This window comes from uncultured Aquabacterium sp., assembly GCF_913773725.1.
Taxonomy (GTDB): Bacteria; Pseudomonadota; Gammaproteobacteria; order Burkholderiales; family Burkholderiaceae_C; genus Aquabacterium.
In genome coordinates this window covers 1-13,563 of sequence record NZ_CAJYGK010000129.1, presented here as the reverse complement: position 1 = coordinate 13,563, position 13,563 = coordinate 1, and the positions used below count along the sequence as shown (strand labels likewise).

9 protein-coding genes are annotated in these 13,563 nt (G+C 68.3%); 7 read left to right on the top strand and 2 right to left on the bottom strand.

Going from position 1 to position 13,563, the window contains the following annotated elements; translation table 11 throughout:
• A partial coding sequence (locus QZ709_RS15525; protein ID WP_294638294.1) for a histone deacetylase family protein occupies positions 1–713 on the bottom strand: 713 nt, incomplete at its 3' end.
• Positions 714–812: 99 nt separating this feature from the next.
• Here QZ709_RS15525 and QZ709_RS15520 point away from each other — a divergent pair.
• The 5 genes from QZ709_RS15520 to QZ709_RS15500 all read left to right on the top strand — a co-directional run bounded on the left by QZ709_RS15520 (position 813) and on the right by QZ709_RS15500 (position 6,711).
• A complete protein-coding gene (locus tag QZ709_RS15520; protein ID WP_294638296.1) occupies positions 813–1,736 on the top strand; it encodes a MoxR family ATPase in 924 nt (307 codons plus the stop codon).
• Entirely contained in the window at positions 1,733–2,749 is a 1,017-nt protein-coding gene (locus QZ709_RS15515; RefSeq protein WP_294638293.1) for a DUF58 domain-containing protein, read from the top strand. Before QZ709_RS15520 ends, QZ709_RS15515 begins: the two co-directional genes overlap by 4 nt.
• 23 nt (positions 2,750–2,772) lie before the next feature.
• Complete coding sequence (locus QZ709_RS15510) at positions 2,773–4,902, top strand: transglutaminaseTgpA domain-containing protein (RefSeq protein ID WP_294638292.1); 2,130 nt, start codon at positions 2,773–2,775, stop codon at positions 4,900–4,902.
• Between the two features lie 291 nt (positions 4,903–5,193).
• Positions 5,194–6,153, top strand: coding sequence for a lytic murein transglycosylase B (mltB, locus tag QZ709_RS15505; protein WP_294638291.1), 960 nt, complete (start codon positions 5,194–5,196; stop codon positions 6,151–6,153).
• 222 nt (positions 6,154–6,375) lie between these two features.
• Positions 6,376–6,711 carry an H-NS histone family protein gene (locus QZ709_RS15500; RefSeq protein ID WP_294638290.1) on the top strand — a complete coding sequence of 112 codons (336 nt, stop codon included), beginning with the start codon at positions 6,376–6,378 and terminating at the stop codon, positions 6,709–6,711.
• A 109-nt stretch (positions 6,712–6,820) separates the two neighbouring features.
• Here the strand turns inward: QZ709_RS15500 and QZ709_RS15495 are convergent, their stop codons facing one another.
• Positions 6,821–9,556, bottom strand: a complete 2,736-nt coding sequence (locus QZ709_RS15495; RefSeq protein ID WP_294638289.1) for a pitrilysin family protein — start codon at positions 9,554–9,556, stop codon at positions 6,821–6,823.
• A gap of 267 nt (positions 9,557–9,823) precedes the next feature.
• On the opposite strand from QZ709_RS15495, the gene QZ709_RS15490 reads away from it, so the two are divergent.
• Both QZ709_RS15490 and rbbA read left to right on the top strand, forming a co-directional pair.
• Complete coding sequence (locus QZ709_RS15490) at positions 9,824–10,951, top strand: HlyD family efflux transporter periplasmic adaptor subunit (protein ID WP_294638288.1); 1,128 nt, start codon at positions 9,824–9,826, stop codon at positions 10,949–10,951.
• Between the two features lie 18 nt (positions 10,952–10,969).
• Positions 10,970–13,563: ribosome-associated ATPase/putative transporter RbbA (rbbA, locus tag QZ709_RS15485; protein WP_294638295.1), on the top strand; the 2,594-nt coding region annotated here is incomplete at its 3' end.

Below are 13,563 nucleotides of genomic sequence, written 5' to 3'. Positions count from 1 at the left end.
GGGCGGAAGTCTTCCAGGCGGTACATCCAGTAGGAATCGACCACGTCCCGCACGGTGGCACCGTTGGTGCGCGCGGGCAGCGGCACATTGACCATGTTTCCAGCCCGGCTCTCGGCACCGCTGTAGGGGTAGAACGGGTGTTGGAAGAACCCGACCATCAGGACGCGGTCGTCGCCGTTGAGGATGTCCTCGGTGCCGTTGCCGTGGTGCACGTCGAAATCGACGACCGCCACGCGCTGCAAACCGCGCACATCGAGCGCGTGCCGCACGGCCACCGCCACGTTGTTGAAGAAGCAGAACCCCATGGTCTGGTTGTGCATGGCGTGGTGGCCGGGCGGCCGCACCGCACAGAAGGCGTTGTCGATGCGGCCATCGAGCACCGCATCGGTGGCCGCCACGGCTGCGCCGGCTGCCCGCCAGGCCGCCGAACGGGTGCCCGGACAGGCCCAGGTGTCCGGGTCCAGCGCCCGCATGTCGCCGTTGGCCTCGAGCTGCTGCAGGAAGTCGTCCAGCGTCAACACATAGTTGAGATCGTGCGCCAGCGCCAGATCGCTGTTCGAAGCCAGGGGCACGTCCTCGCGCTGCAGCAGGGCGTCCAGCCCCTGCGCACGAAGCTGGTCTTCGATCGCGTGGATGCGCTGCGGGCACTCCGGATGGCCCTGCCCCATCTCGTGGGCCAGGCAGTCGGGATGGGAAAAATAGCCGGTCGCCATGGGTCTCTCTCGGTCTGCAGGCCACGGTGCTTTGGGGTATGGTCGGGCATGCTTCGCACTGACTCATCGGCTGATGCCCGCGTGGGCGCCGAGGCCGCCATGCCGCCGTCCTCTTCTTCACTCTCGGACCTGATCGATCAGGTTAGCACGATCGTGATCGGCAAACGGGAGCAGGTCACGCTGGCCGTCATCTGCCTGCTGGCGTCGGGCCATCTTTTGATCGAAGACATCCCGGGTGTGGGCAAGACGACGCTGTCGCAGGCGCTGGCGCGCTCCCTGGGCCTCGCGTTCGCCCGGGTGCAGTTCACGTCGGATCTGCTGCCTTCGGACCTGATCGGCGTGAGCGTGTACGAGCGGCAACGGGGCGAGTTCGTGTTTCACCCCGGGCCGGTCTTTGCTCAGGTCTTGCTGGCCGACGAGATCAACCGTGCCGGCCCGCGCACCCAGAGCGCCTTGCTGGAAGCGATGGAGGAGCGCCAGGTGTCGGTAGACGGCATGACGCGTGCCCTGCCCTCGCCCTTTTTCGTGATTGCCACGCAAAACCCCGGCGAACAACTGGGCACCCACCCGCTGCCCGAGTCGCAGTTGGACCGCTTCGCGATCCGGCTGTCGCTGGGCTATCCGCCCCCTGCAGCCGAGCGTGCCCTGCTGGCCGGGGAGGACCGACGCGCCTTGCTGGGCCGGATGCAGCCGGTGATGACCCCAGACCAATGGCAGCACTGGCAGGCCCAGATCGAGCGAGTGCACGTCGCCCCCGGGCTGCTGGACTACCTCCAGGCCTTGATCGCGGCCACGCGCAACGGGCAGTGGTTCGCTCAGGGGCTGAGTCCGCGCGCCGGGCTGTCGGTGCTGCGACTGGCCCGCGCGCGCGCGCTGGTGACGGGGCGCGGTCACGTGTCGCCAGAAGACATCCAGCAACTGTGGCTGCCCGCCACAGCGCACCGGCTGACACCGCTGCCCCAGTCAGGACGCGGCGCCGCCAGTCAGGCCAGGGCCTTGCTGGAGTCCGTTCCGCTGCCATGACACAAGCCGCCCCGACGGTGTGGCAGCGCGGGCGAGCGCGCTGGGCGCAGTGGTGGCTGTCACGCCTGATTCCGGGCGACGAGCTGACGCTGACGCACCGCAACCTTTACATCCTGCCCAGCCGATCGGGCTGGAGCCTGGCCGCGGTGACGCTGGTGCTGTTGCTCGCTTCGATCAACGAGGAGGTGAACCTGGGCTACGCGCTGGCCTTTGCTCTGGCGGGTGCGGCGCTCGCCGCGCTTCACCAGACACACGACAACCTGCGCGGATTGCGCTTGCAACTGCAGCCGCCACCCAGTGCCCACGCAGGCGATGCGCTGACGCTGACCGTGACGCTGGACGGCGGCGCGGGAACACGCGGACGTCATGGCCTGCGACTGGAGGTGCTGTGCGAACCAGCGAGCCCGGCGCTGGAGGTGGAACTCGAAGCAGGCGAGGCCCAGTGGGTCGAGCTGTCGGTGCCCGCCGCTCGGCGAGGCCGGCATCCGTTGCCGCGCATTCGCGTGACCAGCGCCTACCCACTCGGCATCTTCCGTGTGTGGGCCTGGTGGCGCCCTGCCAGTGCTGTCTTGATCTGGCCCCCGCTGGATCGCCACGCCCCCCCAGTTCTGAGCCAGTTCGTGGGCCTGGACGAGGCCACCGGGCCCGCCTTGGCGCACCGCCTTGCAGACGGCGCGCCGGAGGGGCTGCGGGCCTACCAGCGCGGGGACCCGATGCACTGGATCGCCTGGAAGAAATCCGGCGGACGCGAGGATCTGGTCAGCCGGGAAAGGTTGCCCGAATCGGCTCCCATCCTGTGGCTGGACTATGAGCGCAGCCCGGCGTTGGCAGGCTTGTCGCACGAAGGGCGGCTCAGCAGGCTGGCCACCTGGCTCAGAGAAGCCGAGGCGCTCGATGGCCTCGCCCCCAGCTACGGTCTCCGGCTGCCCAGCCGGTCCATCGGCCCGGCACGCGGCGCTGCTCACCTGCTGCAGTGCCTGGATGCCCTGGCGCTGTCTGAGGCACCAAGATGACCGCCAGAAAGCAGGCCCGCCCCATGGCCCTCACCCGCGAAGGCCGTGACACCCTGTGGCTACTGGCCATGCTGGCACTGACGATTGCGCCCCACGTGGGCCGGCTACCGTGGTGGTGCCTGGCAGGAACCGCGACGGCCCTGGGCTGGCGGGCGTGGCTGGCGGTGAAGGATGGCCCGCTGCCGCCTCGGTGGGTGTTGCTGCTGGCCCTGGTTCTGAGTGTCGCTTCCACAATGATCACCTTTCAGTCCCTGCTGGGCCGGGCTGCGGGCGTCACGCTGGTCACCCTGCTTGCTGGCCTGAAGACGCTCGAGCTGCGCGCGCGTCGGGACGCGTTCGTCGTCACGTCCCTGGGCTTCTTTCTGATCCTCACCCAGTTTCTTCATGACCAGGGCCCGCTGACAGCGGTTCTGATGGCGGTCGCACTGACCGGGCTGCTGGCCAGCCTGGTGCTGGCACAGCGCCCTCTGGGGCGACCTCCTATCCAGACCGCGGTGCGCGAGGCATGCAGGGCGCTCGGCTGGGGTCTGCCTCTGGCCCTCGTCCTGTATCTGTTCTTTCCGCGACTCGGTCCGTTGTGGTCGCTGCCCTCGGACGCCATGGCGCGCACGGGTCTGTCCGATCGCATGGAGCTTGGGCATGTGGCGGAGTTGGCTCAGGACGACACCATCGCCATGCGAGTCCGGTTCGACGGACCTGTACCGCCCCCTCGCAGCCTGTATTTCCGCGGCCCGGTGCTCGACCTGTTCGATGGGCGCCAATGGCGCAGCCTGCCCGACGAAGCACCGCAGCGCTGGCACCCCACCATGGCGCCGGCCGGGGAACCGTCCGCCTGGCGCTATACGTTGGCCCTGGAACCGCAGACCTTGCGCAATCTGCCCTTGCTGGACGGCACGACCGAAGCCAGGGTGACCGCTCCCGATCCTGGCATCCCGCTGAGGCGCACCGGTCCGGAATGGAGCCTCACGCGCCCCAGGAAGGAACGGCTGACGTTCGCAGCCGAGGCACAGGCCCGATGGCAACCACTCGTCCAAGAGGGCGATCCGCTGCTCCAGACCTGGGTCGCCCTGCCGGAGGGGCATGCTGCCCGAACCATCGCTTGGGCCAGGCTGTTCCAGTCGCAACAGAAACTGGCCTCCGACGACACCGGCGCGGTTGTTCAGGCCCTGCTCCGCCACATCCGCACGGCCGGATTCCGCTACACCCTCGCCCCGGGTGTGGACGCACCCGACGCAAACGGTCGACTCCCGGATCCGATCGACGCGTTCTGGCTCGATCGCCAGGCCGGCTTCTGCGAGCATTTCTCGGCCGCCTTCGTGGTCGTCATGCGCGCGCTGGACATCCCGGCTCGGGTGGTCACGGGCTTCCAGGGCGCCGAACGGAACCCGGTGGACGGTTGGTACGAGGTACGCAACCGCGATGCCCACGCCTGGGCCGAGGTGTGGTGGCCCCACAGGGGCTGGGTGCGCGTGGACCCGACGGCAGCCGTGGCGCCGGATCGGGTCGAGCGCCCACGGCGGCTCGTGGAACCCGCGGCAGGCCAGGCCCCCGGCACGCTGGCCCGCATGGCGCCAGACTGGGTCAGGCAGGCGCGAGCGGGCCTGGACGCAGCACGGCATCGCTGGAACACCTGGGTTCAAGGCTACAACCGGCAGAGCCAGCTCGAACTGCTCGAAAGGGCCGGCTTCGAGACCCCCGACACGGAAGACCTGCTGCGCGTGGTCGGCACCGCGCTGGCCCTGGGCAGCCTGGTCGGGGTAGGCTGGTTGATGTGGCAACGGCCGCGCCACCGGACCTCGCAGAGGCAGCGGGCGTTGCGGAACACGGCGCGTTGCCTGACCCGCGCAGGGCTGCCATTGCCACCGGGCAGCCCGCCGCACCCGTCTCCGCTGACGTGGGCCCGGGCGCTGGAGGAACGCCTCGGCGGCGCAACGTCCATGACGCTGGAAGAAAGGCGAGCCACCGTCGCACTGGCCGAACATCTTGCCGTGCTCGACGCCCTTCACTATGGAGCGGAGGCCTGCCCCCCGGCCGAGTGGCGACACGCCATGCGGACGTTGCGAGAACACGCCAGGGCATGGCAACGGGCCCGCCGGCCGAGCCGGGCCCCAGACCGATCGACGCCGGATCCACGTGGCGATGCGGCACACTGAGGTCCTGTGCGTTGTCCGTCTCTGGCCATGCTTGACCATGGCCCACCTGCCTTGCTGTTCGTCGCTCCCTCGCCCTCATTCCGCGCAGCCTCGTCGGCTGTCGTGCTGGCATTGCTTCTGGCCGCTTGCGCCCCCGCTCCGTCCTTGCGCCAGCCCGCAGGCCAACCCGCGGTCGCATCGTCCGCACCACCGGACGTGATGCCCGCCCCACCGGGCACCGAGACCGTCCGGATCAGCCCTGTCCCGCCCCCAGCGCCGGAGGAGGTCCGCGTCGTATCGCCTGGCGGGGACGTGAACGGGTACGCGCAAAGGCCGGAGGCCCGGGTCCTGGCCACCCAGATTGCCGGCGAGACGGGGTTGGACCCGGACTGGACATGGCGCGCAATCAGCCAGGCCCGGTATCGCGAGACCGTGGCGCGGCTGATGATGCCGCCGCCGGCCGGCACGCCGAAGAACTGGGCGGCCTACCGCAGCCGCTTCGTCGAGCCGATACGCATTCGTGCCGGCGTGGCCTTCTGGCGCCAGCATGAGGCGGCCCTGCAACGCGCTCAGTCCCTGTATGGCGTTCCGGCCGAGGTGATTGCCGGCGTGCTTGGCGTGGAAACCATTTACGGCCGGCAGACTGGGCAGTTCCGCGTCCTGGACGTGCTCACCACGCTCAGCCTTGATTTCCCGAAAGGCCGCAGCGACCGAAGCGCCTACTTCCGCAGCGAACTGAGCGAATTCCTCAAACTCTGTCAGGAGCAGGGTTTGCAACCCGAGGCAGTCCTGGGCTCGTACGCCGGGGCCATTGGTTGGCCGCAGTTCATGCCGGGCTCCATCCGTCGCCACGCCGTGGATTTTGATGGCGACGGCCGCATCGACCTTCAACGCAGCCCGGTGGACGCGATCGGAAGCGTGGCCAACTATCTGGCCCGTCACGGCTGGCAATCGGGCTGGGCAAGTCATTTCGAGGTCCGGGCGCCCGAAAATCGCGAAGCGCTGGACAAACTGCTCGCGCCGGATATCGTCCCTTCTTTTTCGCCACAGGAGATGCAATCACTGGGCGCCACCTTGCCGCAAGCGGCACAGAGCCATCCGGGATCGCTCGCCTTGGTGCTGCTGCAAAACGGCGCGGCTGCGCCCACGTTGATTGCCGGCACGCAGAATTTCTACGCGATCACCCGCTACAACCAGTCGAGCTACTACGCGCTGGCCGTGATCCAGCTGGGAGAGGCCGTGCAACGCGAGGTTCTCCGCCCGGGCAAGTGATATCTGCACGCCCGCACGGGGCGTGCATTACCTTCATTTACGAAGGCGCGCACCACGCGAGTATCGCCCCCGCGTTATCCTTCATGCGGCGGTTTTCGATTCGCGGCTAAAATACCAACGGTACCCCATCGCACCCGCCGGGGATAAAGCCCGCATAACGAGGCCGTACCGCGTCTTGAACACCCGCCACGACGTGCACCGTCCACACCAAAGGATTCACACATGAGCAGCTACCAGGACCTTCTTGCCAAACGTGACGAACTGGCCCGTCAGGCCGCCGAACTGGAAAAGCAATTGCAGGAGGCGCGTCGCGCAGAGCGCGCTGGCGTGATCGCCCAGATCAAATCCATGATGGCTGAACACGGCCTGAGCGTGGCTGACCTGGGTGCCAAGGCCGGTGGCAAGGGTTCTGCAGGCGGCGCCACGGCCGGCCGCAAGGTCGCCCCGAAGTACCGCAATGCCGACACCGGTGAAACCTGGACGGGCCGCGGTCTCCAGCCAAAGTGGATTCAGGCAGCCATCGCCTCCGGCAAGAAGCTGGAAGATTTCGCGATCTGAACCCACACCCATTGGGGCGGGCGTCGCGCAGATCGGTGTCTCGCACGCCCCTCATGAAAAAGCCGGCCTCATGGACCGGCTTTTTTTGTGTCCTGCACTGCGTGTCCGCTCAGGGCTTGCTCTGGAAATCACCAGCCCAGCCGATCACAAAATCGTCGGGCTTGAGATAGCGGCGCAGGGCCTGATTCACCTGCTCCAGCGTCAACGCTTCAAGCTGGGCGTCGACACGCGCCGCCACGTCGAAGCGCCGCCCCAGATAAAGATTCGTTGCCAGCGCAGCGGACAGACGTGCATCCTGCGCACGAGCCAGGCGCCTGAAATTCAGCAGCCCTCGCTTGCCCGCCTCGAATTCGGCCCGCGTGAAACCCTGACTCAGGGCGCGGGCCACTTCTTCCCTGAACGCGGCCTCGACCTTGTCGCGATTCTGTGGCGCAAAGATGGCAGCGGCCGTCCACTCGGAATGCCGCTCCAAAGGATTCCACTGGACGGCACTGTAGACGTTGTAGGAAAGACCGTCTTTCTCGCGTATGCGGTTCCACAGCCTCGAATCCCCCCCTGATCCCAGCAGGTGGTTCGCCAGCATGAAGGCGGGGTAATCCGGGTCCGTGTCCATCAACGGAACAGGCAATTGGACCGACATCGCAGCATTCTGTTTGTCCGGCGTCCGCAGAATCAGACGAGCAGGAGGTGCGGGCACCAGCGGATCCGGAACCCGCTCGAACGCCTCGCCGCCGCGCCAGTCTGCGAACCCCTCGGCGAGCGCCTGGCCAAGGGCCTCCGCATCAAAATCCCCCACCGCAGCAAACTCGGCATGGCTGGCCGACAGAAATCGGCTGTGGAAAGCCCGGATCCGTGACAAGGCCACATCCCGCCACCAGGATTCGGTTTCCGCAAAGGTCGGCGCATAGCGGACGTCGCCTTTGGGATAGGGGTTGCCGTGCCGGGACAGGGCTTCCTGCAATACTGCTTCGGGTTCCTTGCTCTGCTCGGCGAGCGCGGCCAGGGCCTGACGGCGAACCTCCTCGAGCGACGAGGCAGGCAGGGCTGGCTCACGCAGGGCTTCGGCCACGAGTTTCACCACATCTGACAGGTGCTCACGCCGGGTGCTGATGCTCACCGAGATGCGGCCTGGCGCCGCGGAAAACCCGACCTGGGCTTGAAGGGCATCCAGGCGGTCCTGAAAGGCCTGCCGGCTCAAGCGTGCGGTGCCCTTGTCCAGCAAGGCGGCGAGCGCATCGGGTACGACATCCCAGTTGGCCAGCGTCTTTTCCGTGCCAAAGCGCAGCGTCAGGTTGGCCTTGACCGCCTGCCCGCGGGTGGACTTGGGTAACAGCGCGATCTGCATGCCGGAGGGCAGACGAGACCAGCGGGTGCGGGCGTCGATGTTGGCGGGACTGGCGTCGAAAGCCTCGGCCTGAGCCTCCGCTGCCTGTGGCTTGAAGTCCTTGAGCGACTGAGCCACATCGGCCCGAACCGGCACCGGAGCGCGCTCGGGCGCCGCCGTGGGGTGGTACTCGCCCAGCGTGCGGTTCGACGGCAGGAACACCCCGCTGGCCACACGCTGTACGTCCTCAAGCTTCGCCGCCTTGACGCGGTCGCGCGTCAGGAAGAACAAGCGCCAGTCGCCCTGGGCCACCGCCTCGGACAAGGCCACGCCGACATGCTGCGGATCGGAGAAGCCGGCGTCCCACGCCTTGAGCCATTTGGCCCGAGCGCGAGCCAGCTCTTCCTCGGTGACCGGCTGCGTCCGGAAAGACTCCACCGCCCCGACCAGGGCATCGCGCGCGGCGGCCATGTCCTGTTCCGGCCCGAGCTGGGCGCCCAGCAGGATGAAGCCCGGGTCCTTGAGGCCTTCTGAGAAGGAAAAAACGCTGGCCGCGAGCTGCCGCTCTGTCAGGGCGCGGTGCAGACGGCCCGACGGGCTGTCGCCCAGAATCAGCGAGAGCAACTCGATGGCGGCGTAGTCGGCGTGGGCACCCGGCATGACGTGGTAGCCGGCGTACAGGAGCGGAACGCCCCCCACACGGCGCAGCGTCACGGCACGTTCGCCATCCTGAACCGGATCGAGCGTGTACTCGGGCGGCAAGGTTCGCTTCGGTCGGGGGATCGGGCCGAAGGAGGCCTGCACCCAGGCGAGCACCTGGGCCGGGTCGAACTTGCCGGAGACGATCAGGGTGGCGTTGTCAGGCTGGTAGTAGCGCTGGTAGAAGGCCTTGAGCTGGGCGATGTCGACGCCTTCGACGTCCGTGCGGGCGCCGATGGTGGACTTGCCGTAGTTGTGCCACTGGTACATCGTGGCCAGCGTTTTCTCGAACAGGATGCGACCGGGCTCGTTCTCGCCCATCTCCATCTCGTTGCGCACGACGGTCATCTCGCTATCCAGGTCCTTGCGGGCAATGAAGCTGTTGACCATGGCATCGGCCTGCCACGCAAGGTACCAGCGCAGGTTGTCGTCGTTCGCCGAGAAGCTGGCGAAGTAGTTGGTGCGATCGAACCACGTGCTGCCGTTGGCGCGGAAGCCGCGTTTGTTGAACTCGCTCCACACCTGGGGATGGCGCGGCGTGCCCTTGAACAACATGTGCTCCAGCAGGTGCGCCATGCCGGTTTCGCCGTAGTTTTCATGGCGCGATCCGACCCGGTATGTCATGTTGACCGTGGTGGTGGGCTTGGATGCGTCGGGGATCAGCAGGACCTGAAGGCCATTGGCGAGGCGGTAGGCGGAGATGCCTTCCACCTGCGCCTCCAGCACCGGCGCCCCGGCCCGTGACGCACCGGCGCGAGCTGGCGCCGCCTTGGCCACCGTGGGTTGGAGTGCCCCCAGCACAAGGCACGCGGCGAGGGCCACGGCGGTCAGGCCGGGACGCCGAGCCCGCCCTGCAGGAGGAGCTGGCGGACGGGCTGCGCCGGAAGACGAGGAAGGCAAAAGACGAGCAGAAAGCAACATCGTGTCAACGCTATGCGTCTGGCCGACCAAAGGCCATCGTGGGTGAGTATCGCGGACCGCAGAAAGGTTCCCCCGCAGCAGGGCTGTGCTACCTTGCGTCGCATCATGGGCAATGTCGCACGACCATGCTAAAAAACGGGACAAACCCTCGTCGAGCCCGTGAACACCATGAGCAGTCAGCCGCCCTCTCGCCTTCGTCTCCGCATTCTGGTCATGGGCGTCGCAGTGCTGGCGGGCATCGGAGGGGTCCTCGTCTGGCAACGCCTGAAGCCCGAACCGCTGCCGGCCGGGATCGCCAGCGGCAATGGCCGGCTGGAGGGCACCGAGATCGATGTGGCCACCCGGGCCGGCGGTCGCGTGAGGACGGTGCTGGTTCAGGAGGGCGACGACGTCGAGGCAGGCCAGCCGGTCGCCGAGATGGACACCGACACGCTGCAGGCCGACCTGCGGCGCGCGCAGGCCCAGCTCACGCAGAGCCGCCAGGCGGCCGAAACCGCCGAGGCCTTGCAGGCGCAACGGCAGCAGGCGATCGCCACGGCAGAAGCCGTGGTCGGGCAACGTCAGGCCGAACTGTCACTGGCAGCCCGACAGCTGGAACGGGCGCAGGAACTGGTGGCCAAGGGCTTTCTGCCACCACAGCAACTGGACCAGGCGCAGGCCGCCCACGAAGGCGCGAAAGCCGCCCTGGGCGCGGCACGTTCGCAGGTGGCCGAAGCGCGTGCGGCGCTGACCACGTTGCGCTCTCAACGAGCGGAAGCGGGCTCGGCAATCGAAGCCGCCCAGGCGGCCGTCGCCCGTGTTCAGGCCGATCTGGCCGACACCGTGTTGCGCGCACCGCGCCCGGGTCGCGTGCAAGTAAAGGCAGCCCAGCCCGGTGAAGTGTTGGGCGGCGGCGCACGCGTGTTATCGCTGGTCGACCTCAGTGACGTCTACATGACCTTTTTCCTGCCCGAGGCCGCAGCAGGCCGCCTGGCCCTGGGCGCCGAAGCCCGGCTGGTGCTCGATGCTGCGCCGCAGTACGTGATCCCCGCATCGGTGTCCTACGTGGCCAGCGTCGCGCAGTTCACGCCCAAGACGGTCGAGACGCACGACGAGCGCCAGAAGCTGGTCTTCAAGGTGCGCGCCCGCATCGACCCGGCGCTGTTGGCGCGCTACCGCAACCAGGTGAAGACCGGCATGCCCGGCATGGCCTATGTGCGGGTGGACAGTCAGACGCCCTGGCCGGCCCGACTGGCCGTGGCCCTGCCGCCCGAGCGCCCTCCAGCCGCGGCCGCCTCGTCGGCCAGCCGGCCCTGAGGCCACACCGTGATCCGCATGCCCGACGACGTGGTCGCGCGCTTCGAGCAGGTCGGCTACCGCCACGGCAAGACGGTCGCGCTGAACGACATCAACCTGGCGCTGCCCGGTGGTCGCACGGTGGCCCTGATCGGCCCGGACGGCGTGGGCAAGTCCACCCTGCTGGCCTTGCTGGCCGGCGCGCGGCGCATTCAGCAGGGGCGCGTGACGGTGCTGGGCGGCGACATGGCGAGCGCGCGCGTGCGCCGCAGCCGCTGTCCGCAGATCGCCTACATGCCGCAGGGACTGGGTCGCAACCTCTACCCCACCCTGTCGGTGCAGGAGAACGTCGACTTCTTCGGTCGGCTCTTCGGGCATGGCGCGCAGGAGCGCCAACGTCGCATCGCCGAGCTGCTGGCCGCCACCGGGCTGGCGCCCTTTGCCGACCGGCCGGCCGGCAAGCTCTCGGGCGGGATGAAGCAGAAGCTGGGGCTGTGCTGCGCCCTCATCCACGACCCGGATCTGCTGGTGCTCGATGAGCCCACCACGGGCGTGGACCCGCTGTCGCGCCGGCAGTTCTGGGAGCTGATCGACCACATCCGCAGCCGGCGGCCGGGCATGAGCGTGATCGTGGCCACGGCCTACATGGAAGAAGCCGAGCGCTTCGACCACCTCGTGGCCATGGACGCCGGGCGCGTGCTCGCCGAGGGCACCCCGGCGGAGATCCTGGCCCGCACGGGCACCACCGGGCTCGAGCAGGCCTTCCTGGCCCTGCTGCCCGACGCCCGGCGCGGTGACCATCGCGCCCTCACGGTGCCACCGCTGCGCGGCGACCACCGCGACATCGCGATCGAAGCGGAAGACCTGACCTGCCGCTTCGGCGATTTCACGGCTGTCGACCGCGTGAGCTTCCGCATCCGGCAGGGCGAAATCTTCGGCTTCCTGGGCTCGAACGGTTGCGGCAAGAGCACCACGATGAAGATGCTCACCGGCCTGCTGCCCGCCACCGAGGGGCGCGCGGCGCTGTTCGGCCGCCCGGTGAACGCCAACGACCTGAACGTGCGTCGGCGCGTGGGCTACATGTCGCAGGGCTTCTCGCTGTACGGCGAGCTGACCGTGCGCCAGAACCTCGATCTGCACGCACGGCTCTTCCATGTGCCGGCCGACGCCCGCGAAGCGCGGATCGACGAGATGCTGACGCGCTTCGGCCTGCACGACGTGGCCGATGCCCTGCCCGCTGCGCTGCCCCTGGGTGTGCGACAGCGGCTGTCGCTGGCGGTGGCGGTGGTGCACAAGCCCGACATGCTCATCCTGGACGAGCCGACCTCGGGCGTGGACCCGGTGGCGCGCGATGCGTTCTGGGCGCTGATGGTCGAGCTCTCGCGTCGGGATGGCGTGACGCTGTTCATCTCCACGCATTTCATGAACGAGGCGCAGCGGTGCGACCGCATCTCGCTGATGCACGCCGGGCGGGTGCTGGCCAGCGGCACGCCGGATGAGCTGACCGCCAGCAAGGGGCGAGACAGGCTGGAAGACGCCTTCATCGATTACCTGCTGGAGGCGCAGGGCGGTGCGGACACGGCGGACGCGCCACCTCCTGCAACCGCTGCGTCCGGGACGCCCGCGGCACCCGCGTCAGAAGCCCCTGCGGCAGAACTGCCGGCGCGCGCCCCCCGCACCCGCGGCTGGAGCCAGGCTCGCATGATGAGCTTCGCCCACCGCGAATCACTCGAGCTGCGCCGCGACCCCATCCGCCTCACGCTGGCCCTGCTGGGCACCGTGCTGCTGATGATCATCATGGGCTACGGCATCAGCATGGACGTGCAAGACCTGCGCTACGCCGTGCTCGACCGAGACCAGACCCCGGCCAGCCGCGACTACACGCTGAACTTTTCGGGCTCGCCGTGGTTCATCGAGCAGCCCCCGCTGCAGAACGACGCCGACCTCGACCGCCGCCTGCGCAACGGCGAGATCAGCGTGGCCCTCGAGATCCCGCCCGGTTTTGCACGCGATGTCTCACGCGGCCGCCCCGTGGCCATCGGCGTGTGGATCGACGGCGCCATGCCGCAGCGCGCCGAGACCATCTCCGGCTATGTGCAGGGGCTGCACACGGGCTACCTCGCTGAACAGGCCCGGCTGCGCGGCATGGACACCACGCCGGCCGCGCAAGTCGAGGTGCGCTACCGCTACAACCCCGAGGTGCGCAGCATCGTGGCCATGGTGCCCGCCGTGATCCCGATCCTGCTGATCTTCATCCCCGCCATGCTGGCGGCGCTGGCCGTGGTGCGCGAAAAGGAGATGGGCTCCATCGTCAACCTCTACGTCACCCCGGCCACGCGGCTGGAGTTCCTGCTCGGCAAGCAGCTGCCCTACATCGCCACAGGCATGGTCAACTTCCTGCTGATGACGGCCCTGGCCGTGACGGTGTTCGGCGTGCCGTTCAAGGGCAGCTTCTTCGCACTCGCGCTCGCCGCCCTGCTCTACGTCACCGCGGCCACCGGGCTGGGGCTGTTCATGTCCTCGTTCACGGGCAGCCAGATCGCGGCCATCTTCGGCACCTCGCTGGCCACCATGCTGCCTGCCGTGCAGTTCTCCGGCCTGATCAACCCGGTGTCCTCGCTGGAAGGGCTGGC